The organism is Enterobacter sp. UPMP701, from assembly GCF_053709515.1.
Genome location: NZ_JBSKJN010000005.1, coordinates 190,871 through 216,441 on the forward strand (window position 1 = coordinate 190,871; position 25,571 = coordinate 216,441).

General features: G+C 57.1%; 25 protein-coding genes, 1 pseudogene and 1 other annotated feature. Of the genes and pseudogenes, 8 read left to right on the forward strand and 18 right to left on the reverse strand.

What is annotated here, in order from left to right; translation table 11 throughout:
• Positions 1 to 103: 103 nt before the first annotated feature.
• Complete coding sequence (gene emrD, locus ACWKXT_RS13910) at positions 104 to 1,288, forward strand: multidrug efflux MFS transporter EmrD (RefSeq protein WP_454528151.1); 1,185 nt, start codon at positions 104 to 106, stop codon at positions 1,286 to 1,288.
• Here the strand turns inward: emrD and ACWKXT_RS13915 are convergent.
• Positions 1,191 to 2,279, reverse strand: a complete 1,089-nt coding sequence (locus ACWKXT_RS13915; protein WP_454528150.1) for a glycoside hydrolase family 5 protein — start codon at positions 2,277 to 2,279, stop codon at positions 1,191 to 1,193. The two genes, emrD and ACWKXT_RS13915, sit on opposite strands and share 98 nt — an antisense overlap.
• 95 nt (positions 2,280 to 2,374) lie before the next feature.
• Between ACWKXT_RS13915 and dsdA the strand changes: the two genes are divergently transcribed.
• Complete coding sequence (gene dsdA / locus ACWKXT_RS13920) at positions 2,375 to 3,661, forward strand: D-serine ammonia-lyase (RefSeq protein WP_454532663.1); 1,287 nt, start codon at positions 2,375 to 2,377, stop codon at positions 3,659 to 3,661.
• A gap of 34 nt (positions 3,662 to 3,695) precedes the next feature.
• Here the strand turns inward: dsdA and ACWKXT_RS13925 are convergent, their stop codons facing one another.
• From ACWKXT_RS13925 to ACWKXT_RS13935, 3 genes and pseudogenes are all read right to left on the reverse strand, one after another.
• Entirely contained in the window at positions 3,696 to 4,043 is a 348-nt protein-coding gene (locus ACWKXT_RS13925; RefSeq protein ID WP_454532664.1) for a DUF202 domain-containing protein, read from the reverse strand.
• On the reverse strand, positions 4,033 to 4,380 hold the full coding sequence (locus ACWKXT_RS13930; RefSeq protein ID WP_014068263.1) for a YidH family protein: 348 nt from the start codon (positions 4,378 to 4,380) through the stop codon (positions 4,033 to 4,035). Before ACWKXT_RS13930 ends, ACWKXT_RS13925 begins: the two co-directional genes overlap by 11 nt.
• A 92-nt stretch (positions 4,381 to 4,472) precedes the next feature.
• A pseudogene (locus tag ACWKXT_RS13935) lies at positions 4,473 to 4,904 on the reverse strand (family 4 glycosyl hydrolase); the annotation flags it as partial.
• A gap of 4 nt (positions 4,905 to 4,908) precedes the next feature.
• On the opposite strand from ACWKXT_RS13935, the gene ACWKXT_RS13940 reads away from it, so the two are divergent.
• The 4 genes from ACWKXT_RS13940 (at position 4,909) to ACWKXT_RS13955 (ending at position 8,065) form a co-directional block, all read left to right on the forward strand.
• Positions 4,909 to 4,968 carry a hypothetical protein gene (locus tag ACWKXT_RS13940; protein ID WP_454532686.1) on the forward strand — a complete coding sequence of 20 codons (60 nt, stop codon included), beginning with the start codon at positions 4,909 to 4,911 and terminating at the stop codon, positions 4,966 to 4,968.
• A gap of 79 nt (positions 4,969 to 5,047) precedes the next feature.
• Positions 5,048 to 5,530, forward strand: a complete 483-nt coding sequence (locus tag ACWKXT_RS13945) for a PAAR domain-containing protein (protein ID WP_454532665.1) — start codon at positions 5,048 to 5,050, stop codon at positions 5,528 to 5,530.
• Positions 5,531 to 5,639: 109 nt separating this feature from the next.
• Complete coding sequence (locus tag ACWKXT_RS13950; RefSeq protein ID WP_454532687.1) at positions 5,640 to 7,394, forward strand: phospholipase effector Tle1 domain-containing protein; 1,755 nt, start codon at positions 5,640 to 5,642, stop codon at positions 7,392 to 7,394.
• Positions 7,391 to 8,065 (forward strand): DUF2931 family protein, encoded by a 675-nt coding sequence (locus ACWKXT_RS13955; RefSeq protein WP_454532666.1) that lies wholly within the window; start codon positions 7,391 to 7,393, stop codon positions 8,063 to 8,065. Before ACWKXT_RS13950 ends, ACWKXT_RS13955 begins: the two co-directional genes overlap by 4 nt.
• 105 nt (positions 8,066 to 8,170) lie before the next feature.
• Here ACWKXT_RS13955 and ACWKXT_RS13960 read toward each other — a convergent pair whose 3' ends face one another.
• The 3 genes from ACWKXT_RS13960 to ibpA form a co-directional block, all read right to left on the reverse strand.
• On the reverse strand, positions 8,171 to 9,832 hold the full coding sequence (locus ACWKXT_RS13960; protein WP_454532667.1) for a putative transporter: 1,662 nt from the start codon (positions 9,830 to 9,832) through the stop codon (positions 8,171 to 8,173).
• 129 nt (positions 9,833 to 9,961) lie between these two features.
• The gene (ibpB, locus tag ACWKXT_RS13965) at positions 9,962 to 10,390 is read right to left on the reverse strand and encodes a small heat shock chaperone IbpB (protein WP_454532668.1); all 429 of its coding nucleotides are present in this window, start codon (positions 10,388 to 10,390) and stop codon (positions 9,962 to 9,964) included.
• Between the two features lie 136 nt (positions 10,391 to 10,526).
• Complete coding sequence (gene ibpA, locus ACWKXT_RS13970; RefSeq protein ID WP_008500162.1) at positions 10,527 to 10,937, reverse strand: small heat shock chaperone IbpA; 411 nt, start codon at positions 10,935 to 10,937, stop codon at positions 10,527 to 10,529.
• Positions 10,931 to 11,002 (reverse strand) — a sequence feature (ROSE (Repression Of Heat Shock gene Expression) occurs in the 5'-region of heat shock genes and acts as an RNA thermometer to modulate expression.). It overlaps the preceding gene by 7 nt.
• Positions 11,003 to 11,252: 250 nt before the next feature.
• Here ibpA and ACWKXT_RS13975 point away from each other — a divergent pair.
• Positions 11,253 to 11,585 carry a YceK/YidQ family lipoprotein gene (locus tag ACWKXT_RS13975; protein ID WP_454528142.1) on the forward strand — a complete coding sequence of 111 codons (333 nt, stop codon included), beginning with the start codon at positions 11,253 to 11,255 and terminating at the stop codon, positions 11,583 to 11,585.
• Here ACWKXT_RS13975 and ACWKXT_RS13980 read toward each other — a convergent pair.
• The 8 genes from ACWKXT_RS13980 to ACWKXT_RS14015 all read right to left on the reverse strand — a co-directional run bounded on the left by ACWKXT_RS13980 (position 11,582) and on the right by ACWKXT_RS14015 (position 19,873).
• A complete protein-coding gene (locus tag ACWKXT_RS13980) occupies positions 11,582 to 12,814 on the reverse strand; it encodes a DUF3748 domain-containing protein (protein ID WP_454532669.1) in 1,233 nt (410 codons plus the stop codon). The genes ACWKXT_RS13975 and ACWKXT_RS13980 overlap by 4 nt on opposite strands.
• Before the next feature lie 51 nt (positions 12,815 to 12,865).
• Positions 12,866 to 14,203, reverse strand: coding sequence for an MFS transporter (locus ACWKXT_RS13985; protein WP_454528140.1), 1,338 nt, complete (start codon positions 14,201 to 14,203; stop codon positions 12,866 to 12,868).
• 180 nt (positions 14,204 to 14,383) lie between these two features.
• Positions 14,384 to 15,532, reverse strand: a complete 1,149-nt coding sequence (dgoD, locus tag ACWKXT_RS13990; RefSeq protein ID WP_454532670.1) for a galactonate dehydratase — start codon at positions 15,530 to 15,532, stop codon at positions 14,384 to 14,386.
• A complete protein-coding gene (locus ACWKXT_RS13995; protein WP_454532671.1) occupies positions 15,529 to 16,146 on the reverse strand; it encodes a 2-dehydro-3-deoxy-6-phosphogalactonate aldolase in 618 nt (205 codons plus the stop codon). The genes dgoD and ACWKXT_RS13995 overlap by 4 nt, the downstream gene beginning before the upstream one ends.
• The gene (locus ACWKXT_RS14000; RefSeq protein WP_454532672.1) at positions 16,130 to 17,008 is read right to left on the reverse strand and encodes a 2-dehydro-3-deoxygalactonokinase; all 879 of its coding nucleotides are present in this window, start codon (positions 17,006 to 17,008) and stop codon (positions 16,130 to 16,132) included. Before ACWKXT_RS14000 ends, ACWKXT_RS13995 begins: the two co-directional genes overlap by 17 nt.
• On the reverse strand, positions 17,005 to 17,694 hold the full coding sequence (gene dgoR / locus ACWKXT_RS14005) for a D-galactonate utilization transcriptional regulator DgoR (protein ID WP_003861109.1): 690 nt from the start codon (positions 17,692 to 17,694) through the stop codon (positions 17,005 to 17,007). The genes ACWKXT_RS14000 and dgoR overlap by 4 nt, the downstream gene beginning before the upstream one ends.
• A 226-nt stretch (positions 17,695 to 17,920) precedes the next feature.
• Positions 17,921 to 18,733 (reverse strand): sugar-phosphatase, encoded by an 813-nt coding sequence (gene yidA / locus ACWKXT_RS14010; protein WP_454532673.1) that lies wholly within the window; start codon positions 18,731 to 18,733, stop codon positions 17,921 to 17,923.
• A gap of 114 nt (positions 18,734 to 18,847) precedes the next feature.
• Positions 18,848 to 19,873, reverse strand: coding sequence for a zinc-dependent alcohol dehydrogenase family protein (locus tag ACWKXT_RS14015; protein WP_454532674.1), 1,026 nt, complete (start codon positions 19,871 to 19,873; stop codon positions 18,848 to 18,850).
• Between the two features lie 110 nt (positions 19,874 to 19,983).
• On the opposite strand from ACWKXT_RS14015, the gene ACWKXT_RS14020 reads away from it, so the two are divergent.
• Complete coding sequence (locus ACWKXT_RS14020; protein ID WP_454532675.1) at positions 19,984 to 20,919, forward strand: LysR family transcriptional regulator; 936 nt, start codon at positions 19,984 to 19,986, stop codon at positions 20,917 to 20,919.
• A gap of 34 nt (positions 20,920 to 20,953) precedes the next feature.
• Here the strand turns inward: ACWKXT_RS14020 and gyrB are convergent, their stop codons facing one another.
• Genes gyrB through dnaN form a run of 3 tightly spaced genes read right to left on the reverse strand, consistent with a single transcriptional unit; the run spans position 20,954 to position 25,567 of the window.
• The gene (gene gyrB, locus ACWKXT_RS14025; protein WP_454528133.1) at positions 20,954 to 23,365 is read right to left on the reverse strand and encodes a DNA topoisomerase (ATP-hydrolyzing) subunit B; all 2,412 of its coding nucleotides are present in this window, start codon (positions 23,363 to 23,365) and stop codon (positions 20,954 to 20,956) included.
• Between the two features lie 28 nt (positions 23,366 to 23,393).
• The gene (gene recF, locus ACWKXT_RS14030; RefSeq protein WP_454528132.1) at positions 23,394 to 24,467 is read right to left on the reverse strand and encodes a DNA replication/repair protein RecF; all 1,074 of its coding nucleotides are present in this window, start codon (positions 24,465 to 24,467) and stop codon (positions 23,394 to 23,396) included.
• Positions 24,467 to 25,567, reverse strand: coding sequence for a DNA polymerase III subunit beta (gene dnaN / locus ACWKXT_RS14035; RefSeq protein WP_010426557.1), 1,101 nt, complete (start codon positions 25,565 to 25,567; stop codon positions 24,467 to 24,469). The genes recF and dnaN overlap by 1 nt, the downstream gene beginning before the upstream one ends.
• Between the last annotated feature and the right edge of the window lie 4 nt (positions 25,568 to 25,571).

The following is a 25,571-nucleotide window of genomic DNA, read 5'->3' on the forward strand; positions in this document are numbered from 1 at the left end:
ATGCTTAAATTGTCATCACGCTGTGGTAGATTCCTCGCGCATTTATGGGAATGCGTAGTCACTTATTCTTCAATTTTCTTTTTTGGCAAAAGTATTCAGCGACATGAAAAAGCAACGGAACGTTAATTTATTGTTGATGCTGGTGTTACTGGTGGCCGTCGGTCAGATGGCGCAAACCATCTACATTCCGGCGATTGCCGATATGGCAAAGGAATTGAACGTCCGCGAAGGTGCGGTGCAGAGCGTGATGGCAGCCTACCTGCTGACCTATGGCGTTTCGCAACTCTTCTACGGCCCGCTCTCCGACCGCGTCGGGCGTCGTCCGGTGATCCTGGTGGGTATGAGCATTTTCATGGTGGCAACCGTGATTGCGATGATGACCCATAACCTGACCGTATTGATTGCCGCCAGCGCCCTGCAGGGCGTTGGGACCGGCGTCGGTGGGGTGATGGCGCGTACCTTACCGCGCGATATGTATCAGGGTACGCAGCTCCGCCATGCCAACAGCTTGTTGAATATGGGCATTCTGGTCAGTCCGCTTCTCGCTCCGCTGATTGGCGGCCTGCTGGATACGATGTGGTCCTGGCGCGCCTGCTACGCCTTCCTGCTGGTGCTGTGCATCATTGTCACCTTCAGCATGGCGCGCTGGATGCCGGAAACGCGCCCGCAGGACGCGCCGCGCACGAAGCTCATCACCAGCTACAAAACGCTGTTCGGTAACGGCGCGTTCACCTGCTACCTGCTGATGCTGATCGGCGGCCTGGCGGGTATCGCGGTGTTTGAAGCCTGCTCCGGCGTGCTGCTGGGCGCGGGGCTGGGCCTGAGCAGCATGGTGGTGAGTATTCTGTTTATTCTGCCGATCCCGGCGGCATTCTTCGGCGCGTGGTTTGCCGGACGCCCGAACAAACGCTTCTCAACCCTGATGTGGCAGTCGGTGATCAGCTGTCTGCTGGCAGGTCTGATGATGTGGATCCCAGGGCTGTTTGATGTGATGTCGGTCTGGACGCTGCTCATCCCGGCGGCGCTGTTCTTCTTCGGCGCGGGCATGCTGTTCCCGCTCGCCACCAGCGGCGCGATGGAGCCGTTCCCGTTCCTTGCAGGCACGGCGGGCGCGCTGGTGGGCGGTTTGCAGAATATCGGTTCCGGCGCGCTGGCCTGGCTCTCGGCCATGATGCCGCAGACCGGGCAGGCTAGTCTGGGGTTACTGATGACGCTGATGGGGCTGCTGATTTTACTGTGCTGGCTGCCGCTGGCGTCGCGTGTCCCGCATCACGAGCAGCCGGTTTAACCACATGATGGCCCGGCTTCTCGCCGGGCTTTTCACAGACGGGCGAAATCATCGCCTGTAGTAACGGCTCTGGCGCAGGCCGCCAGGCGCCCTCTTCCCCGTCGTAAAACTGGAAGTCCGCGTTCAACGCATACGGGATTTTCGCCTTTTGCAGCTCGCAGGCCATAAAGGTGGCGAAGGCCAGCTGCGAAGCGGTTGGCGTGAGGTGATTTGACTCCCCCACGCCCCAGCCCCCGACCCAGCTAACGTGTCCGGTTTTTTGCTGCCAGCGCAGCGCGGTATTGATGCGATTATGGATAGCCGCCTTCTCCACCGCCGTGCCGGACGTCCACGGGTATTTACCGCTATTTTTCAGCGGCCCCCACGGGAAAATATGCCACTCCGCCAGCAGGTAGTTTTGGCTGTGCGCAGGGAGCTTCAGGCTGGATAAATCCTCCGGCGCGGCGCGCAGGCGCGGCGCAATGAAAATCATGCGCTGAGGGTCGATGTCGTGGATCGCTTTAATGGTTTTTTCATACACGCGGTTTAGCGACGCGAGATTATGGTTGAGCTTGTCGGCCGGCTCATAGATGAGGTCAAAACCCAGCAGCGGATAGCTCTGGCCAAAATAGTGCGCCACGGCAATCCACCAGTTGATTGTCTCTTTCTCGTTATCGACTTTCGGGTCGTTTTTATATTCATCGGCCTGATAAGCGATTATCGGGATGACGCCATACTGCTCGCAGGCTTCCACCAGTTTGCGCAGGTGGATCAGCCGCGCTTCGGTCGGCTCGTCGGCCACGCGGATGCGCACGTGGGTAATGCCTTTTGCGCGAAAATCGCGTACCACCAGCGGGTCGAATTCGCGTATACCGCGCTCCGTGCGCGCCCAGTCCACATCCATCCCGACGCCCAGCTGCTGCGCATAGTGGGCAGCCGTCAGCGGCGGCTCAGCGGCAATCGCCCAGCCGGAAGAGATCAGTAACGCGGTAGCAATAAGAGGCTTTAACACGGTTTACCCTGGATAAATCAAAAGCATTACCTGTATTTAGCACGCTTTTTCGCATTTGGTGTAGAGTCAGAACGAACTAATTGCTGAGAAAAATTATGAACGCAACGGCCATCAATACACTCATTGCACAGTTTCCTCTGGTTGAGGATCTGATTGCCCTGAAAGAAACCACCTGGCTTAACCCGCGCACCACTACGCTGGCGGAAGGGTTGCCCTATGTCGGGCTGACCAAAACCGACGTGGACGACGCCCACGCGCGCCTCAACCGCTTCGCGCCGTATCTGGCGAAAGCCTTCCCGGAAACCGCGGCAACGGGCGGGATCATCGAGTCCGATCTGATTGCTATTCCGGCAATGAAAAAACGGCTGGAGAAAGAATCTGGCAAATCCATTCCCGGCACCCTGCTGCTGAAAAAAGACAGCCATCTGCCGATTTCCGGCTCAATTAAAGCGCGCGGTGGCATCTATGAGGTGCTGACCCATGCGGAAAAACTGGCGCTGGAAGCCGGGTTGCTGAGCGTGGAAGACGACTACAGCATTCTGCTGGAACCGCGCTTTAAGGCCTTCTTCAGCCAGTACAGCATTGCGGTGGGCTCAACCGGCAACCTGGGGTTGTCCATCGGCATGATGAGCGCACGCATCGGCTTTAAGGTGACGGTACATATGTCCGCCGACGCCCGCGAGTGGAAAAAAGCCAAACTGCGCAGCCACGGCGTCATCGTGGTGGAATACGAGCAGGATTACGGCGTGGCGGTGGAGCAGGGACGCAAAGCGGCAGAAAGCGATCCGAACTGCTTCTTCATTGACGATGAAAACTCCCGCACCTTATTCCTGGGCTATGCAGTAGCGGGCGAGCGCCTGAAGGCGCAGTTTGCTGAACAGGGCCGCGTGGTGGATGCGGATCACCCGCTGTACGTCTATCTGCCGTGCGGCGTCGGTGGTGGCCCAGGCGGCGTGGCGTTTGGCCTGAAGTTGGCCTTTGGCGATAACGTCCACTGCTTCTTCGCGGAGCCCACGAACTCACCGTGCATGCTGCTGGGCGTTTACACTGGTCTGCATGATGAAATCGCCGTGCAGGATCTGGGCATTGATAACGTGACGGCGGCGGACGGTCTGGCGGTCGGGCGCGCATCCGGCTTCGTGGGCCGCGCGATGGAGCGTCTGCTTGACGGGTTCTATACCCTCTCCGATCGGAGCATGTATGACATGCTCGGCTGGCTGGCGCAGGAGGAAGGGATTCGCCTGGAGCCGTCGGCGCTGGCGGGCATGGCCGGGCCGGTGCGCGTTCATTCGGATACCAACGTTACCCACCTGGTGTGGGCGACTGGCGGCGGCATGGTGCCGGAAGACGAGATGGTGAAGTATTTAGCAAAAGGCCGTTAATCGTAGGCCCGGTAAGGTGTAGCCGCCACCGGGATTACAGGCTTAAAATTTGCTGAATATGGGTCACCGCAAACAGCAGCGATAGCGACAGCACAGCCAGCGCAATCAGGAACTTATCCCGCACCGCTTTCGGCTGTACAAAATCATTCTGCACCACGTCCATCAGGTTACGGCTGCGGGTGTAGCGCCATAAAATGATAGCCACCAGCGCCAGCACAACCAGCGAAACCCAGAATGGCAGCCCGGTGCGGTGCCAGTTGTGCTTGATCGCCAGGGCAATCAGCGCGCCATATCCCAGCAGGGTGCGCAGCCAGGCGAGCGACGTCCGCTCCGGCTGCAGGCCGGGGTCCGCTTCGCGCCGCGCTTTGCGGCTATCCGCCATAGAACACCAGCACCATTACCACGCCCGCCACCGTCAGCAGAATTGCGCTGATGATGAGTAACCCGCGCGTATAGGGCAGATCCTGCTTCAGGCGCATCGCCTTCTCATTGCGCAGCCAGCGCAGATAGCCGTAAATCGCCAGCACGCCCGCGAACAGGCACAGCAGCAGCGCCAGCACTTCACGGATCAGCGGCGTGGCGAAATCAGGCGCGAGCTGGTCGAGGCCGACGCCTGCCGCCAGAAAGCCCAACGCCGTGCGGATCCACGCTAAAAAAGTGCGTTCATTAGCCAGAGAGAAGCGATAGTCCGGCGCTTCGCCGAGGCGGGAAATTTTCATGAAGGTTCCTTGTCGTGCTACAGGCAGGCTTCAGCATAGCGTAAATCGACAAAGACAAGGAGACCGGCATCGGGCGATGCCGGTCAGGACGATCAGTGCAGCTCTGACCAGTACTCTTTGTTGGCCTCGATCAGGTCATCCAGAATCGCTTTCGCGACTGACGCGCTCGGCACGGTTTTCGACAGGGTAATCGCCTGCCAGAGTTTCTGGTACGAGCGCTGCTCCCAGGCGTCCACCACCAGTTTTTCCACCGCCACCTGCTGGCTCATGAGCCCTTTCTGGAAGTGCGGAATATCACCCACGGTCAGCGGCTCCGGTCCGTTGTGGCCGACCAGACACGGAATTTCTACCATCGCGTCGGCGTCAAAGTTATGGATGGCCCCGTTGTTTGGCACTATCAGCAGCATCCGTTCCTGGGTGTTAAAAGCAATCGCGGTCACCAGATCGACGATGTACGACGCATGTTCGTCGATTTCCAGTTCACCAGCAGAAGAATGACCGGCTTCGATAATCGCCCGGCAGCTCGGCATTGCCCGTTCCACCGTTTATAAAATTCTTGAGGACGAAAAGACAGTTCAGCCGCTCTGACGTCGGCATTAAATTTTGGTTAAGTCATGCCGCCCGGTTACTATGGAACAATTAACCACAGGAAAAAGAGGGATTTGATGTGGAACAGCAATATACCAACCAACTGACTCCGGAATTAGCCGCCTCACTGGCGCGTCCGCCATTCTCTGCGGAGAAAAAGGCCGGGATGTCTGAAGGTGCCCGTCAGACGGTTGAAGAGCAGGAGGCATTTCTGCTTGAACATCCGGTGGTGGCGATTTACCGGATCGCGGTTGACGGGGCGCAGACCCAACGCGGTGGAGTGGTACGTGCTGCCTGGAATGGCTCTGAAATCGCGCTTGAGAGCGGGCAAAAGGTCAACGTCGCGCTGGAAGGTGATGAGGTGGTGTATCCTGACGGCACCACAGCCCGGATAGTCACCAGCAGCGGGTCGAAATTTCAGAAAGGTGGTAACAGTATCGCGCTGGTCGGCAGCCGACTGAGTCACGGTGATGTGATTATCAGCACCCCGCAGGCGGGATGTACGCTGAATGAGCTGAAAGTTCTGCCGATGGATGCTGATTTTTTACCGGCTGAGGGCTGAGCCGATGATCCGAAGAGGCTGTATCATTCACGGTAAAAACGTCGGGCTGCACGGGGATAAGACTTCCACGGGTGCACTATGCATCGCGGCCCGGCCCGGTATGTCGGTCATGGGGTTGCTGAAACTCTATATCGGCGACAAGACTACCCCCTGCCCGAAGTGTGGGGAAGTGGGGGTCATTGTGGACGGCGATCACCGCTGCTCAAACAGTGCCGCTGTTGCGGTGGACGGCGCGGAGATCCGTTGCGGGTGTCCACAGGGGACCAATTTTCTGATTGCACCGGGTACGATCCCACAGCTTTCAGCGGCAAAAGCCGGGATGACTCCGGCAGTCGCTCCTGAGCCGGAACAACATGCGCAGACGGCGAAGAAAAAGAAACGGGAGATCACGCTGACGATAGGCGTGTTCTTCGACGGTACCGGCAACAATGCCGTTAACACGCAGAACATGCTGAAGGCGTATACCGCAGAACATTACAACCTGGATGACCCGGAAGCCGAGTCCATCCTGGCAAAATGCGCTCGGGAAAATTTTGGCGTGTCGGGCAGCGGTGCAATCAGCTATACCGGATACTACACCAATATACACTGGCTGAGTACGCTATATAAGAAAACCCTATCCGGTAACGATTCAGATGTTCAAACAGGCATTTACATTGATGGCATTGGTACTGAAGCAGGTAAACCTGACAGCAAACTTGGGCAGGGGTTTGGTATCTTTGATACCGGTGTCGTTGCCAAAACGGATAAAGCGGTTTCCATGCTGGCTGACAGTATTCAGGACGTGCTAGAGGTTGTTGGTAAAAAACAGGCTGACGGCAAGCTTATAGTCAGAATCCTGCAGTTCGATATTTTTGGCTTCAGTCGGGGCGCAGCCGCCGCCCGCCATTTTGCAAACCGCATCCAGTCCGAAGACCCGGCCATTATCAGCGCCATCCGGCAGGCCATGACGGACACGAGCTTCAATGGTTCTCCTGCCGGTAAAACCCGCTTCATCGGCATTTTCGATACCGTTGCCGCCATTGGCACGCCGGTTAACGGCCTGAATCCGCACAGTGCGGATACCGGTGACGTTAAGCTCACCCTGCGCCCTGGCGTGGCGGAGAAGGTTTTTCATATCACCGCCGCGAACGAGTGCCGCTTTAACTTTGCGCTGAACAGCGTGAAACCGGCCTGGCCGGAACTGGCACTGCCCGGCGTCCATTCCGATATCGGCGGCGGATATCTACCCGTCACGAAGGAGAATCTTTTTCTGACGCGGCCTGCAACGGAAACCGTACCGTACAGCCAGCCCGGTGAAAAGACGCAGGCCTACCGGCAGGCCGTGGCGCAGCTGCAGACGCTGGATAAGTCGCCTTGCCTGGTCCCTCTACTGCGGACAAACGACATTTCGGCAGAAACCTGGCATGACGACAGGCTTCGACCGGACCGGTACGGCCAGATGCAGAAACGCAGCTTTGCGGCGCTAACCCTGCGGGAGCGGACAGTCAGAAACGACTGGTCCCGTGTGGTGCTGAGGGTGATGCTTGAGGCTGCACAGGAGGCCGGGGTGGTGTTTGACCCCATTCTGAGCAAAGACAAAGAACTCGCCATTCCGGATGAGCTTGCGCCCCTCTGGGACAAAGCGCTGGCAATGGGGAAAACTGCCCGCAGCGGCCAGATGGCACAGGCATTCAGTCAGGATGAGCTGGACGTGATTGCGAAGAAGTATATTCACTGTTCGGCCAACTGGAATGCCATCGTGGTCAATACGGACGGCTTCATTCACGGAGGCGTATCGCCCTCAGAGCTGATTGGCTTTATCAACCGGCCGGATGAGCAGTGGAAACGCTCGGTCTACAGCATGGACGGGAAGAAGATATGAAGCTGAAAGCACTTTTTCCCCTGCTGATGCTGGTCATGATCAGCGGTTGTCGTGCAGGCGAAGCGCAGACGCCGGAAGACACCGGAGAAATGCCTTACGGGGAGGTTGGTTTTGCATTTTTTACCCCTCAGGCATTACCGGCGGTGGTGACGAAAGCGCTGATTATCGACAACGAAAAGGTGGTATCCACCTTCCGGACGCTGGACAGTACGCAGAGTGATCCCGATGTGGTAGGTTCCTGGAATAACACAACCTATGTTGTGGGAATCCAGTTCAACAAAGTCCGTCACCCGCCAGCTTTGATGCTGTTCTGCTGGGATTCAGTTATTGATAAAACGACTTACGAGACGCGAATTATCTTCTCATCTGCCCTGCGGGAAAAAATGTCGGTACCAACCGGCAAAGATCGGAGAGGAAATACCGCTTGGTATAAAACATTATTGTTTGGTCTGGCACCTGAAGGCAAAGTGCGCATCTGGCTCCAGAACAGCGGCCCGGTCGCTAATATGCCGATTGAACCGGTAAAAATCACCACGCTGTCCGGTGATAAACTAGATGCCTGTAAAGACGTACCTTCGCGGATTGATTTTAACTACAGCATTCCAGATGGTTATGATCAGGACATAAAGGATTTTATCAAAGGGAAAGCCTATCCCTATGGTAGCTGGTAGTAGCCCCTAAAAAGGATCCCTTGTGGATCCTTTTTAACAATCTCATTACTAAGCCTTTAACGTGAGTTTTCGTTCCACTGAGCGTCAGACCCCGCGGACGACCTGCTAGCCCATCCCCCAGAACAGCACCGCCAGTAGCTGCGGGGTGATGATGCGCAGAAACATCACCAGCGGGTAGACGGTGGCATAGGAGAGCGCGGCCGCGCCGCTGGTGGCGTGCAGGTTGTTCGCAAAGGCGAGCGCTGGCGGGTCGGTCATGGAGCCCGCCAGCATGCCGCACAGCGTCAGGTAGTTCATTTTGGCGAACATCCGCGCCAGGATTGCCACCGTCAGCAGCGGAATGGCGGTGATGAAGATGCCATACCCGACCCAGCTCATCCCTTCGCCCTTGACCAGGGTATCGACAAAATCCCCGCCGGATTTTAGCCCGACCACCGCCAGGAACAGCACGATGCCCAGCTCGCGCAGCGCCAGGTTGGCGCTCGGCGGCATAAACCAGTAGAGCTTCCCGATACAGCCGATACGCCCGAGGATCAGCGCCATGATCAGCGGCCCGCCCGCCAGGCCCAGCTTGAGCGCCACCGGGAAGCCTGGGACGTACAGCGGGATGGAGCCGAGGAGCACGCCAAGCCCGATGCCGATAAACACCGGCAACATCTGCACCTGCTGCAGTTTTTGCTGAGCGTTGCCCACCATATCCGCCACGGCGTCGATGGACGACGGGCGTCCGACCAGGTTGAGGATATCCCCGAACTGCAGGCTGGCCTCCGGGCTGGCGACCAGCTCGACACCCGCACGGTTGAGACGGGATATCACCACGTCGTAGCGCTCTTTTACCTGCAGATCGCGTATTTTCTTGCCCAGAACGTGCTCGTTAGTCACCACAACGCGCTCCACGCGCATATCGGTGCCGCGGGTTGAAAGTGAGGTATCCACTTCCTGACCAATTACCAGGCGGGCGTTGTTTAAATCCCCCGGCTGGCCGACCAGGTGCAGCAGGTCACCTTGCCGGATCATCGTGCCGGGCGCAGGCACCATCAGCACGTCGTCGCGTTTAAGGCGGGAGCAGATAATATTGGCGCTGTTCAGAATCGGCACGTCCTGAATCGCCATATTGTTCAGGTTGGGGTTATCGACGCGAATGTTGATGGTTTTGATCGGCATATGGCCGTTGGTGAGCGTGGTTTCGTGGTCCTTCGCCTCTTTGTCGACGTTAATGCGAAACAGGACGCGTACCAGCCACATGGAGAGCAGAATACCGCAAATCCCAAACGGATAAGCCATGGCGTAGCTCATCCCCATCTGGTCGACAATGCCAGGTTCTATGCCCAGATCGCGCAGGATTTGCTGCCCCGCACCGAGCGCTGGCGTGTTGGTGACCGCCCCGGAGAAAATCCCCAGCACCACGGGCAGCGGGATAGCAAAGATTTTGTGCAGGATCGCGGTGACCAGCCCGCCCATCACCACAATGCCGAAGGCAAACAGATTGAGCCGTAGCCCGGAGACGCGCAGGGAAGCGAAAAAGCCCGGCCCTACCTGAATCCCGATGGTATAGACGAAGAGAATCAGGCCGAACTCCTGAATAAAGTGGAGCATATCGGCGCTGAGAACCAGCCCGAGCGTGTCGGCAAAATGCCCGACAAAAATGCCGCCAAACAGCACCCCGCCAATCCCAAACCCGACGCCACGAATTTTGATATTGCCTATCCACAGGCCCACAACAGCGACCAGGGCCAATACGCTTACGGTTAACGCGATATCACTCATGATCCACATCCTGTGTATAACCTTAGTTATGCTAAGGATTCTCTCAGAGCCGGGGGCGGTTGTATGGGCGATGGCGCACAAAAAAGCCCTGCCGGGGCAGGGCTTTGTGCAGTCTGTGAGTAAAACGGATTAGCTGTTCAACGCAGGCCGCTCGCTAATGGCGATACGCTGCGGCGCGATGGCTTCCGGCACGTTGCGGAGCAGGTCGATATGCAGCAGCCCGTTGGTAAACGTCGCGCCGGATACTTCCATATGGTCTGCCAGGGTAAAGCTCAGGCTAAACGGCTGATTCACCAGCCCCTGATGCAGCCATTTGGTTTCGGTCTCTTGTTTTTCCGGCGTCCCCTTCACGGTCAGGCGTGTGCCTTCAAGCTGGATATCCAGATCGTCCTGGCGGAAACCGGCCAGCGCCAGGGTGATGCGATAGTGGTTATCGTCACTTTTTTCAATGTTGTACGGAGGAAACGTCTGTTGCTCGGTGGCGCTTTGCAGCGCGTTAGCCAGTTTGTCAAAACCAATCCACTGACGCAGCAGGGGGGATAAATCGTAGTTACGCATACTAAATCTCCTTCTGAGAAGCGAGTTCGGCACAGTTTAATTTTGTGCGCAGTTGTTCCTGCGAATCCTGATGGATTCACATATGCTCCCGTTACGGCAAGCAAGTCCGGGTGGGCCGCTTACGCGACCCGCGTAATTAGTTAATTTCGATACGGCGCGGTTTTTTCTCTTCCGGAATCACGCGTTCCAGTTCGATAAACAGCAGGCCGTTAACCAGGTTCGCGCCCTTAACGTGAATGTTCTCGGCTAACTGGAACTTGCGTTCAAAGTTGCGCTCGGCGATGCCCTGGTAAAGGTAGGTACGTTCTTTCTGCTCGGCCGTATGGGAACCTTTCACCACCAGCAGGTTGTCCTGCGCGGTGATCTCCAGTTCGTTTTCTGCAAAACCGGCGACGGCAATGGCGATGCGGTAGTGGTTTTCATCAACCAACTCAACATTGTATGGAGGGTAGCCGTTGCTCTGGCTTTGGTTATTTTCTAAATGGTTAAACAGGCGGTCAAAACCAATTGCAGAACGGTATAGCGGAGAAAGATCGAAGTTACGCATAAATAAAACTCCTGAAATCAGCGAGACATTATAGCCTTCCACCATGGACAGGCCTTTGCGCCCCCGAACACCCATCAGGCGTGTTCGTTATCGGGTCACATTCTTAAAATGGGTCTGTAATCAGGCTTTTCAAGACTATTTATGCGAGATTTTTTTGCACTTTGCTGGTTGTCGCATAGACTCTGGGGCAACAGCACAAAGAGTTAAATTGCGATGGCTGCCACAGTGCGGGGTTATCGGGCTATTCATTTCGGATAAGGCTCGCTATAACCCTGAGTTGCAGGTCTATGCAGTGCCATTAACGATGACTGAGTGATGATGAAAAATGTTCTGATAAAGCTGACGACGTTCAGCGTGGTAGTTTTACTTTGCGGGTGTTCGAGCGTGATGTCTCACACCGGCGGTAAAGAAGGAACATATCCGGGGACGCGCGCCAGCGCGGCGATGATCTCCGATGATGATACTAACTGGGGCACCAAGTCCCTGGTTATCCTGGATATGCCGTTTACGGCGGTGGCCGATACGCTGCTGCTGCCGTGGGACATGTTCCGCACGGACAGCTCCGTGCGCTCACGCGTTGAGAAAAGCGAGCAGGAAAATCTGGCGACCAACGCCGTCATCCCGCCCGCAGAGATGCCTCCACGCTAATTCTGCGCGGTTTCCGTTAACCACAGCTGACGGAAACCGTCCTTCTCTTCCATCCATGCAATAAATCGTCCGTCCGGGGAAAACACCACAGCGTCAGCAGACGGCGGGTTGCCGTGATCGGACGTCAAAAACGTCACCTCCCCGGTCTGCGCGTCGCAGCAGGCGATCCGATTTTCGAGCACGAATCCCAGTCGGTCTCCCGCAGGATGCCAGTTAAACGCAGACTGAATACCGCTCCCGGTATTATGCGTCAGCTGGCGCGGCTCGCCGCCCTCAGGCGAGATCAGCCACAGCTGCACAACGCCGTTATCATCACGCATCAGAAACGCGATTTGCGTCCCCTGCGGATTACTGCGCACCCAGTGGCGCGGTACGTTCACCAGCCCCGGGTATGCCTTCTGATGGGTAAAGGTCAGACGACGCTGCTTCACCCCGGCAGGCGGCGCTGGCATAGCTTCAGCGGTGCCCTGCAGCGGCGTATCGCCTGCGCGTTTCCAGCCCTGCTCATCTTCTGGCAGGTTAACAATGAACAGTTCTGGCACTTTTTCGCCCTGCGCGGAGAGGGTGTCTCCGATAAACGCCAGCCTGTTGTTGCCCACCCAGCCCTCTTCGTAGGCGCGGTTGATTTCATCGCTGCCCGGCTGCGGGTTAGGCGTCGTGCGGCTGACCAGCACACTCCAGAAAGTGCCTGAATATTCACGAGGATGATTCCCCTGCGGGTTCACCGGGCCGAACGGTGCCGCCACGCCGACGTTGCGTAAATCGAGCTTCGGATCGCGCTCGTGCAGAACATGGTCGTTATAGGTGAAGCTGACGAGCTGCCCGTTCGGGCTAAAGACGTGCACATGGCTGCCGCCGCGCAGCGCGCCTGCGGTGTAGGGCGCAGTGATATCCATCGCGTCCAGATTGCTGACCTGGCCATTGTGCGCAATCACCCCCTGGCGATGATGAAAATCGTAGTGCCAGTCTGCATCCGGGTTTTTCGGGCCGTGGATAAAGACGTATTTGTCCTCTGCCGGATGAACGGTTACCACGCCGACATGCGCGCCGTCAGTCGCACGGTAGATCGCCTCAACCTCGCCCGTACTGACATTGACCCGCTCAATGGTTTCACCGGTAAACGACGCGCCGGACGGGCGAACATCATAGACAAGCCACTGGCTGTCTGGCGTCCAGGTGTTGATGTTGGTGAGCTGGTGGTTGCGGGAAGCGAAGGTGATTTGTTTCATGGAAATACCCTGATGCGCGGTTATCGCATCAGGGTAAAACATCCGAAGGGATTAGCCTACTCGTTTCACGTCGCCGACCAGCAGGATGTAGGAGAGCGCGCCGATCAGCGCCACGACAGAGATATACACCAGAGCCGGACCAAAGCCGTAGTCCTGCGCCAGGTAACCGATGACCAGCGGCACGGTGATCCCGCCCAGGCCACCCACGAAGTTAAACACGCCGCCGGTCAGGCCGATCAGACGCATCGGCGCCAGGGACGACACCAGCGACCAGGTGATGGAGGCAAAACCGTTCCCGAAGAACGCTACCGCCATCAGGGTCATGATCCACACCGGATCGTTGGTATAGTTCGCTCCCATGATGCAGGTAGAGATCAGCAGTCCGCAGATAATCGGCGTTTTACGCGCAACGCCCAACGAGAAGCCTTTTTTCACCAGCTTATCCGCCAGCCAGCCGGAGAGCAGCACGCCAAAAAACGCCGCAAGGAACGGCACGGTGGTCATAAAGCCCGCCTTCAGCGCGGTAATACCCTTCTCCTGCGTCAGGTAGTTCGGGAACCAGGTGAGGAAGAACCACAGCGTGGAGGTCACCGCGAACTGGCCCAGATATACGCCCACCAGCTTACGGTGGAAGACCAGCTTCCAGTCCGCTCTGGTCAGCGGCTGGCGCGCCTCTTTTTTCACGGGCGCATCGCCGTCCACCAGGCCACCGCCGTCGCGGATGTAGTCCAGTTCGGCTTTGGAGATGCTTTTGGTCAGACGCGGCGGTTGATACACCTTAAACCAGATAAGGGACCAGATAATGCCGATCCCGCCGGTGACGATGAACACCCAGTGCCAGCTCAGCAGCTCCTGGATCCAGATTAACAGCGGTGTCAGAAACGCCAGACCAACAAACTGCCCGGAAGTGTAAAAACCAACAGCGGAAGCGCGTTCGTGTTCAGGGAACCAGCTGGTCACCATGCGGTTGTTGGTCGGGAACGCGGGTGCTTCAAACACCCCGGTGATGGCGCGCAGACCAATCAGCGACATCAGCCCGGTGGCGAACCCCTGGAACAGCGTCGCCACAGACCAGCCTAAAATGGCGATAAAGTAAGTCAGGCGTGACCCCACGCGATCAAGGAACCAGCCGCCGGGGATCTGGCAGAGCGTATACAGCCAGGCAAACGCCGAGAAGACGTAGCCCATTTCCGCTTTGGTGATGCCAAACTCTTCCTGAATATGGGCCGATGCCACGGCAAGGTTGGCGCGGTCGACATAACAGATGACCACGGTAATAAAGATCATGATCAGCGTCAGGTAACGACGACGCCCGGTTTTTGCAGCAGTAACAGGAATATCCATCGCAATCTGTCTCCAGATTTTGGGCATAGCGAAGCCGCTCACCATGCCCTGTAATTTACAGAGGGTGTATTTGGTTTTTTTAATTAAAAACGTAAACGGAATGCGCTAAATAATTCGTGCTGGGGGAAGGCGGCAAGTTTTCGCATCCCCGGGAGCATACAAAAGTATGTGACCGGGGTAAGAAAACGCAGCCAACGCATCACCAGCGCGAAGTATGACGCGCATTTACCATTCCGCTACGCTGCCGTCCTCATGACGCCACAGCGGGTTTCGCCAGTCCGGCGCATTTTTACTCAGCTCAATGACTTTGGCTTCGTCGATATCCACGCCAAGGCCCGGCTTCGTTAACGGTTTAAAGAAACCACCTTCCATGCAGAAGTCTTCTTTGTTTTTCACAAAGTCGAGCAGTTCCGCGCCCTTGTTATAGTGAATGCCCATGCTTTGTTCCTGGAACACCGCATTGCGGGAGACAAAGTCGACGTGCAGGCAGGCCGCCAGCGCAATTGGCCCAAGTGGACAGTGCGGGGCCAGCGCCACATCCCAGGCCTCTGCCATCCCGGCAATTTTGTAGCATTCGGTGATGCCGCCCGCGTGGGAGAGGTCCGGCTGCAGGATCGCAATACCACCCGCTTCCAGGACACGTTTAAACTCGAAGCGCGAGAACATACGTTCGCCCGCGGCGATAGGAATGTGCGTCTGTTCAGCCAGTTTCGGATAGTATTCCGCCTGCTCGGCCAGCACTGGCTCTTCGATAAACAGCGGGCGATACGGCTCCAGCTCTTTAATCAGCACTCTGGCCATCGGCGCGCTGACGCGGCCGTGGAAATCCAGACCAAACTCAATTTCGTTGCCGAAGGCTTCACGGATTTGCGCCACGGTATTGACCGCCCGGTCTACCGCACGCGAGTTGTCGATAACGCCCATCTCTTCGCAGCCGTTGAGCTTGAAGGTGTCAAAGCCGATATTGCGCAGTTGCGTAATGCCGTCGATAACCTCCGCAGGGCGGTCGCCGCCGACCCAGCTGTAGGCTTTTATTTTGTCGCGCACCAGGCCGCCCATCAGCTGCCAGACCGGCGCGTTCAGCACTTTGCCTTTGATATCCCACAGCGCCTGGTCGATACCGGCGATGGCGCTCATCAGAATCGGACCACCACGATAGAAGCCCGCGCGGTACATCACCTGCCACAGGTCGTTTATGCGCGCCGGATCCTGACCAATCAGGTACTCGCCCAGCTCATGCACGGCAGCTTCAACGGTGCGCGCACGCCCTTCAATCACCGGTTCGCCCCAGCCTACAACCCCTTCATCGGTCTCGATTTTCAGGAACATCCAGCGCGGGGGTAAACGGTACGTGGTGAGTTTGGTTATTTTCATTTCACTGCCTCTCGATACGCTTTCACAAATGCTGCCGCCTGCTGTGCGGTACGTTCCACGGACTGTCCGGCACGATAAAGATCGCTGCCCAGCCCTGCGCCCACACAGCCAGCGCTCATCCACTGGCCCAGATTTTCTGGCGTTACGCCGCCCACGGCAAAGACCGGCACGCTGGCGGGCAATACCGCTTTCAACGCCTTGATGTAGTCCGGTCCAAAAGCCGATGACGGGAAAATTTTGAGCGACTGCGCGCCCGCATCGAGGGCGGTAAAGGCTTCTGTGGCCGTGGCGCACCCCGGACAGACAGTCATACCGTACTCTACCGCCCGGCGGATCACCTCGGGGTTGATATTCGGTGTAACGATAAGCTTGCAGCCCATCTTCGCCAGTTCATCCACCTGCTCCGGCTGTAATACGGTGCCAGCGCCAATCAGCGCCTTATCACCAAACGCCTTCACAACTGCCGGAATGCTTTTTTCCCAGTCGGGCGAGTTGAGCGGGATTTCTACCGCGTCGAACCCGGCATCGATAACCGCGCCGACGTGGGCTAACGCCTCATCGGGCGTGATGCCGCGCAAAATGGCGATAAGGGGAAGATCAGTTTGCCACTGCATGAGCGATGCTCCTTATGCCTGCCTGAAATGCCGTGTCGCCGGAAACCGTCGAAACATCACGCCCAACGGCGCGAAACGCCTGTTCGTAGCGCGACGTCAGCGATGCGCCTGCGACAATCGTGATGGCCTGCTTGTGCGCGATGAACTCACGCATGCTGGCGACCTCGGCGCCAATCAGCAGGCCGGAGAGAAACTCGCTGACCTGCTCGCGCGGGAGATTTCCCAGCACGTGCGAGGCGCGAACCTCAAAAAGGTGCGGCAAAACATCAGGAGAAGCGATCCCACGTTCAAGCCCGGCAGCAAACGCCTCTGCCGAGGCTTCCTGCTCAGGTAAACCGGCCCCGACCAGCGAATGGTTGAGCAACAAATGGTGCAGCTCACCGGTCATTACGGTGCGAAAATCGTGGATTTGCTCAGCGTCAGCTTGGACCCACTTACAGTGCGTGCCGGGCATGACGTAGACAGAAGAAGGAGAGAGTGCGCGCGCGCCAAGCAGCTGCGTCTCTTCGCCGCGCATCACGTTGTGGTTATCATCGCGAGAGACGCTCAAACCGGGAATAATCCAGATATTGTCGCCAACGGACGTTAACTGCTCGCCAATAGCGGAGAAATGGGCGGGAACCGGTAGATAAGGCGCAATTTTCCAGCCTACATTACTGCCCACCATTCCCGCCATGACTACCGGCGTGGCGCTGTCGCGCCAGTTTTGTGTGACCTCTGCTAACACCGCCTCGGGGGATTTACCGTTCAGGCGCGTCACGCCTGCTTCTGATTGCCTGCTCTCCAGGCACTGCTCGCCCTGATAAAGCCAGGCGCGCAGATTGGTCGATCCCCAGTCAATTGCGATGTAGCGAGATGTCATGTGATTTCCTTCAGCCTTCGTGTCGAGCTGGCAATCATGGTAAGCGCCGCCTGCTCTGCCGCATCGCCGTCCTGATGCCGTATCGCATCGAACAGCGCTTTATGTTCCTGGAGCGTTTTTGGCATGTTCGCCTCATCACCCATCCAGGTACGTTCAAATACCGCCCGCTGTAGCGAGCTGATCGCCACGCTAAGCTGCTGTAATACCGGGTTATGTACCGACTGCAGCACCGCTTCGTGGTAGCGAATGTCCGCCTCGTTGAACGCCTCCCGGTTCTGGTTATTAGCGATCATGTCGTTTAAAGCCGATTCAATCTGGGCCAAATCACCGGAAGTTGCGCGCTCCGCCGCCCAGCGGGCGATGGCCGGTTCCACCAGGTTTCGGACTTCACTCATCGCGCCGATAAGCCGCGGGTCGTAGTCGTTTTCCAGCACCCACTGCAACACGTCGGTATCGAGGTAGTTCCACTGGTTGCGCGGAGCAACAAACGCACCGCGATAGCGCTTCATTTCAATCAGCCGCTTCGCCATCAGCGAGCGGAACACTTCCCGGATGATGTTGCGCGAGGTTTCAAACTCCTCACACAGTTCAGCCTCTGCTGGCAGCGGCGAACCGGGAACGTATTTTCCCCCCACAATCTGGGTGCCCAGCGTGATAACGATGCGATCGGTTTTATTGAGTGTCATGGAGAGTCCTTGTGCTCTGTAAGTCCATCACTACTTTACCGCGACCGCTGAATTTCGCCTCACTTTTGCAGTACAAACGTGAGGCCTTTCGTCTTTTCTGTGGGGACAATGTAGTACAATCAATTAATGTTGTACTACAATCAAGATCACAAAAAGAACAATTCAATAAATTCAGGGCCAAAAAAAGCCCCGGTTGATAACCGAGGCTGATGTTTTCGAGCGACTGCTAGGACAGAACGAATTTCTCGATCGCCCAGGCAACGCCGTCTTCCAGGTTGGATTTGGTGACGAAATTCGCCACTTCTTTCACCGACGGAATGGCGTTATCCATCGCCACACCCATGCCCGCGTATTCAATCATCGCGATGTCATTTTCCTGGTCGCCGAGCGCCATGATCTCTTCAGGTTTGATGCCCAGCGCATCAGCAAGCGATTTCACGCCGGTGCCCTTATTGACGCGTTTATCGAGGATTTCGAGGAAGTACGGCGCACTTTTCAGCACGGTATACTTTTCTTTGACCTCTGCAGGAATGCGCGCAATCGCTTTGTCCAGGATCTCAGGCTCGTCAATCATCATCACTTTCAGGAACTGGGTCGCCGGGTCCATTTTCTCCGCTTCACAGAACACCAGCGGAATGGTCGCCACGTAGGATTCATGCACCGTGTAGTAGCTGATATCGCGGTTGGCGGTGTAGAGCGTATTGCGATCGAGCGCGTGGAAGTGGGAACCCACCTCACGGGAGAGTTTTTCCAGGAACAGGTAGTCGTCATAGCTCAGCGCAGTTTGCGCAACCGTACTGCCATCTGCGGCTTTCTGCACCAGCGCACCGTTATAGGTGATGCAATAGTCGCCAGGCTGATTCATGTGCAGCTCTTTCAGGTAGCTGTGCACGCCCGCATACGGACGCCCCGTGGTCAGAACCACATTCACGCCTTTTGCGCGTGCCGCGGCGATCGCGTTTTTAACGGCTGGAGAGATAGTGTGGTCTGGCAGCAGCAGCGTGCCGTCCATATCGATTGCAATAAGTTTGATAGCCATGAGGTCCCCGGGATAAATGAGTGCTACCTCATGCTAACGCGATTAAGCACACAAAAATAGAGCTACATTGCGCAACAGAATCCCCCCTTTTACGCTTATCCCGGGAACAAAGGTTTACTCGCGGGTGAGAACGATTTTACCAAACGCACCGCGATCGAGGTGTTCAAACGCCTGTTCCAGCTCGTCAAAGCGGTAGCGGCGTTCAATCACGGGTTTCAGCTCCGTCACATCCACGGCGCGGACAAAATCCTCCAGCGCCCGACGGTGCCCCACGCCAATCCCCTGAATGACGGGGGATTTCAGCAGCAACTCGCCAGCAGGCAGCGAAATGTCCGTCCCGGCCAGCACACCAATCACCGAGATACGCCCGTGAACGGCAACGGCGCGCAGGGAATGCCTCAGGTTTTCGCCCCCCACGGTTTCAATAATATGGTCGATGCCGCGATCCTGCGTGAGCGCCAGCGTATCTTCTGCCCAGTCGCCTTTCAGCCGGTTGATGCCGTGGCTGGCCCCCAGCGTTTTGGCGAGCGCCAGCTTCTCATCGCTCCCCGAGGTGACAAACACCTCTGCCCCGTGCGCTTTTGCAATTTGCAGGGCGAATATCGCCACGCCGCCTGTCCCCTGCACCAGCACCGATTGCCCGGCACGCAGCTGGCCGCGCTCCACCAGCGCAAACCAGGCGGTAAGCCCTGCGCAGGGCAGCGTGCTGGCTTCAGCGTCATCCAGGGTCTCCGGGGAGGCCACCAGCGCGTCTTCCTTCACAATCACATACTCGGCCAGCATTCCCTGGAAGTATCCACCGGACGTTTTGTAGGGCAAGTTGCGCGCGTCCGCCTGCGGCTTGCCGTCGATCCACTCCGGGAAGAAGGTTGAGATGACGCGTGCGCCAGGTTTGAAGCGCGTAACGCCTTCACCAATGCTGTCCACCACGCCCGCCATGTCGGACGCCGGGGTAAACGGGAAGGAAAGCGGGATCGGCATTGTGCCTTCAACAACCATTTTATCGCGATAGTTAAGCGCAACGGCATTCACCCGCACGCGGATTTCACCCGGGCCGGGCTGTGGAACAGGTTCCTGAATGAGTTTGAGGTTCTCGCGCCCGAGGGCGTTCATTGACCAGCGTTGCATTGTCTGTGTCATCTTATTTCTCCTGCCATCAAATAAGCTTTTGTACTGACAGTCTACCGTTGACGTATGGTCACCAGTGGCGATAATTTTTCTCTTCATTGACGCCAGAATAGATACAATCCATGACCGATACGCTGAAGGATATCCCTGTTTTTGTGGCCGCCGTTGAGGCAGGAAGTTTCGCTCAGGCCGCAATTCGTCTGCATTTGTCGCGCTCGGCGGTAGGAAAAAGCATCGCTCGCCTTGAACAGCGGTTGGGAGTGCGTCTTTTTCACCGCACCACCCGCAGCCAGAGGCTGACCGATAACGGCGCCCTTTTTTATGAACGCTGCCTGCGCGCGCTGGAGGAGATTCGGGGTGCGGAATCGCTGCTTGAAACGGGGAAACAGCAGGTAAGTGGCCGCCTGCGCGTTGCCATGCCGGTGCTGTTTGGTCGCCAGTGCGTCGCCCCCTTGCTGATAGCGCTGGCGCAGGAACACCCAGGGCTTGAACTGGAAATGTCTTTCAGCGACCGCGTGGTGGATCTCGTCGAGGAAGGGTTTGATATGGCGGTACGTAACGGCACGCTGCAGGACAGCAGCGTGCTGGTGGCCAGAAAGCTTGGAGAACACCGCATGGTGCTGTGCGCCGCGCCGGATTACCTGCAGAAGAAAGGCCAGCCGCAAAACGTGGATGATTTACCCCAGCATACGGCCATTAATTATCTGCGCGCGGGCAGGGTGTTGCCCTGGCAGCTGATGGATGACGAAGGAACGTCTCGCACCTTTACTCCCCGTTCGTCGCTTAATATGGATGATTTGCAGGCTATTTGCGACGCTGCACTGGCCGGACACGGCATTGCATGGTTGCCGTGCTGGATGGTCATCAAAGAAATTCATCAGGGAAAACTCGTCCCGCTCCTGAAGCAGGCGCCGGATGTACACTTCAACGTTCATGCCGTCTGGCAGCTTACGCCTCATCTGCCGCTGAGGGTAAGAATAGCGATAGATACGCTGGCGAGCCGTTTACCGGCTGTGATGTCGCTGGATATGCCTGCGCCCACAAAAAAGCCGCGCTAAAAGCGCGGCCAGTTATCGTGCGGTATAACGACGATTAAATATCGATGTTCGCCGCTTTCAGCGCGTTCTCTTCGATGAAGGCACGACGCGGTTCAACCGCGTCACCCATCAGAGTAGTGAACAGCTGGTCCGCAGCAATCGCGTCTTTCACGGTGACGCGCAGCATGCGACGGCTTTCCGGATCCATGGTGGTTTCCCACAGCTGATCCGGGTTCATTTCGCCCAGACCTTTATAACGCTGGATAGACAGACCGCGACGGGACTCTTTCACCAGCCAGTCCAGCGCCTGCTCGAAGCTGGCTACCGGCTGACGACGCTCGCCACGTTCGATGAACGCGTCGTCTTCGATCAGACCGCGCAGCTTCTCGCCGAGCGTGCAAATACGGCGGTATTCCGGGCCGGTCACGAATTCATGCTCCAGCGGGTAGTCAGTGTCGACGCCGTGAGTACGCACGCGAACAATCGGTTCGAACTGCTGTGCCGCATTCTGCTGAACGTCGAACTTCCACTGGCTGCCGTGCTGCTCTTTCTCGTTCAGCTCGCTCACCAGGGTATTCACCCAGCGGGTCACGGTCTGCTCGTTGCTCAGATCGGCTTCGGTCAGGGTTGGCTGATAGACCAGCTCCTTCAGCAGCGTTTTCGGATAACGGCGTTCCATACGCGTGATCATTTTCTGCGTGGCGTTAAACTCGGACACCAGACGCTCCAGCGGTTCACCGGCCAGTGCAGGGGCGTGCGAATTCGCGTGCAGGGTCGCACCATCAAGGGCGATCGCGATTTGGTACTGATCCATCGCGTCGTCGTCTTTAATGTACTGTTCCTGCTTGCCTTTCTTCACTTTGTACAGCGGCGGCTGTGCAATGTAGACGTGGCCACGCTCAACGATTTCAGGCATCTGACGATAGAAGAAGGTCAACAGCAGCGTACGAATGTGCGAGCCGTCGACGTCCGCATCGGTCATGATGATGATGCTGTGATAGCGCAGTTTGTCCGGGTTGTACTCATCGCGACCAATGCCGCAGCCCAGCGCGGTGATGAGCGTCGCCACTTCCTGAGAAGAGAGCATCTTGTCGAAGCGCGCTTTCTCAACGTTGAGGATTTTACCCTTCAGCGGCAGAATCGCCTGGTTCTTGCGGTTACGGCCCTGCTTCGCAGAACCGCCCGCGGAGTCCCCTTCCACGAGGTACAGTTCGGACAGCGCCGGGTCGCGTTCCTGACAGTCAGCCAGCTTGCCCGGCAGGCCAGCTAAGTCCAGCGCGCCTTTACGGCGGGTCATTTCACGCGCTTTACGCGCCGCTTCACGGGCACGCGCCGCATCGATAATTTTGCCAACAACGATTTTCGCGTCGGACGGGTTTTCCAGCAGGTATTCGCTCAGCAGTTCGTTCATCTGCTGCTCAACCGCAGATTTCACCTCAGAAGAGACCAGCTTGTCTTTGGTCTGTGAGGAGAACTTCGGATCCGGCACCTTCACGGAGACCACGGCAATCAGGCCTTCACGGGCATCGTCACCGGTGGCGCTGACTTTCGCTTTTTTGCTGTAGCCTTCTTTGTCCATGTAGGCGTTCAGGGTACGGGTCATCGCCGCGCGGAAGCCCGCAAGGTGAGTACCGCCGTCGCGCTGTGGAATGTTGTTGGTGAAGCAGTAGATGTTTTCCTGGAAACCGTCGTTCCACTGCAGCGCCACTTCTACGCCGATACCGTCTTTTTCGGTGGAGAAGTAGAAGATATTCGGGTGAATTGGCGTTTTGTTCTTGTTCAGATACTCAACGAACGCCTTGATACCACCTTCGTAGTGGAAGTGGTCTTCTTTGTTGTCGCGTTTGTCGCGCAGACGAATCGACACGCCGGAGTTCAGGAACGACAGTTCACGCAGGCGCTTCGCCAGGATGTCGTACTCGAACTCGGTGACGTTGGTGAAGGTTTCGAGGCTCGGCCAGAAACGGACCATGGTACCGGTTTTGTCGGTATCGCCAGTGACGGCCAGCGGTGCCTGCGGCACGCCGTGGGTATACAGCTGACGGTGAATTTTGCCTTCGCGCTGGATAACCAGCTCCAGCTTCTGCGACAGGGCGTTTACTACGGAAACGCCTACGCCGTGCAGGCCGCCGGAAACTTTATAGGAGTTATCATCGAACTTACCGCCTGCGTGCAGCACGGTCATGATCACTTCCGCAGCAGAGACGCCCTCTTCCGGGTGAATACCGGTTGGGATGCCACGGCCATCATCGGTAACAGAGACGGAGTTGTCCGCATGGATGGTGACCACGATGTCTTTACAGTGACCCGCGAGCGCTTCGTCGATAGCGTTATCTACCACCTCGAATACCATGTGGTGCAGACCGGTGCCGTCATCCGTGTCGCCGATATACATACCCGGGCGCTTACGCACCGCATCCAGCCCTTTCAGGACTTTGATACTGGAGGAGTCATAAGAATTCGACATCAACGTTTCTCGCTCATTTCAACTTGGGTTAATCCGTTATTTTACCCTTTTCCACGGTAAACATCTTCGAATTTTCGTCCGACATGTCTATAACGTGTTCAGCGCTAATAGCGCTGACGAAAACCTGCGACTGCGTAGCTTTTAAGCGGCTGGCAAGCAGCCCGCGACGCGCGTCATCAAGTTCCGAGGCAAAATCATCTATCAGGTACAGGCAGCGTCTTCCGCTCTCGCGGGTGAGAAACTCTCCCTGTGCCAGGCGCAGCGCACACATCAGTAGCTTGAGCTGCCCGCGCGACAGCGTGTCTTCCACCGGCGCACCGTCGGCACGAATGCGGAAATCCGCCTTGTGCGGGCCGTGCGCGGTGTAGGTCAACATGCGATCGCGCTCGAAGCTTCTCTCTAACACCTCGGCATAATCCGTATCTTTCTCCCAGCCGCGCTGGAAGGAGAAGGTGAGAGAGAACTCGGGTAAAAACTGTTTGCAGGTGTCGGCCATGTCTTCGGCGATGCCTGCGCTGTATTCGGCACGCCAGTTGCTGATTTGTTCCGCGAGGGGGATGAGTTCCATATCCCACGGGCGCAGCTGGGCGTAGCGCGTGACCTGGCGCAACGCGGCGTTACGCTGCTTGAGCAAGCGCTTCAGGTTGCTCCAGGCGTTAAAGAATCCGGCTTCGTTGTGAAAGCATCCCCAGTCGAGGAACGCTCTTCTGTATTTGGGGCCACCGTTGAGTAAAGTAAACCCCTCCGGCGTAATCAGCTGCATCGGCATCAGCAGCGCCAGCTCCGCCACCTTGTGGCCATCGGTGCCGTCGATGCGCACCTTGCTGTCGCCCTGCTTGTCTTTGGTCAGGCCGATGGCGGTTTCCCGCTCTGCGCCCTGCAAACGCCCGTGCAGAACAAAAGATTCCTGCTCGTGGCGAATCACGCGACCAATCTGCAAACTGCGAAACGCCCGGCCGTGGCCGAGCGTATAGATGGCTTCCAGCACGCTGGTTTTGCCGCTGCCGTTCGCGCCAACCAGGAAGTTAAAGCCAGGGGATAAAGCGAGATCCGCGCTTTCGATATTGCGAAAGTCGCGGATCAACAGACGGGTGAGCGACATTACAGTCTCATTGGCATGACAACATAAGCAGCCGACTGTGATGCGGCATCTTCAATCTGTACGCTCGATACGGAGTCGGTCAGCAGAATGCGCACGTTCTCGCACTTCAGTGCATTAAGCACATCCAGCACGTAGCTGACGTTAAAGCCGATTTCCATCTCGGTTCCGGCGTAGGTGACGTCCAGAATTTCTTCTGCCTCTTCCTGCTCCGGGTTGTTAGCGGTGATTTTGATCTGGTTTTCACTCACGTACAGGCGCACGCCGCGGAATTTCTCGTTAGAGAGGATCGCGGCACGGGCAAAGGCCTGCTTGAGGCTATCGCAGCCTGCTTCCAGCGTTTTGTCCGGGTTCTTCGGCAATACGCGGCGATAATCCGGGAAACGACCGTCAACCAGCTTAGACGTGAAGACAAAATCGCCCACGTGTGCGCGGATGTTGTTGCTGCCGATCTGCACGCGCAGCGGCGTGTCACCGCCGTCGAGCATACGCATCAGTTCAATCACGCCTTTACGCGGCACGATCACCGAATGGTTTGGCAGTGAATCGCCAATCGGCATGGAACAGACCGCCAGACGGTGGCCGTCGGTGGCCACGGTACGCAGCTCTTCACCTTCGGTTTCGAACAGCATGCCGTTTAAGTAGTAACGAACGTCCTGATGCGCCATGGAGAACTGCGTGGCTTCAATCAGACGCTTCATCGTCGCCTGCGGCAGGGTGAATTCAACTTCACTCTGCCAGTCGTCCAGGTTCGGGAAGTCCGCAGCGGGCAACGTGGAGAGCGAGAAACGGCTGCGGCCAGAGCGCACCAGCATGCGGTCGCCCTCCAGCTGCACGGCGATTTCAGCGCCTTCCGGCAGCCCGCGGCAGATGTCAAAGAATTTACGTGCAGGAACCGTGGTCGCGCCCGCGTCGTGCGGCTGAGTCAGCGTAACGCGTGCAATCATTTCCATTTCCAGATCTGTACCGGTCAGCGACAGCGTACCGTCAGCGACCTGAAGCAGCAGGTTTCCGAGAATAGGCAGCGTTGGGCGGCCGCCTAATGGGCCACTCACCTGTTGCAGCGGTTTTAATAAATGTTCACGTTCAACGGTAAATTTCATAGCG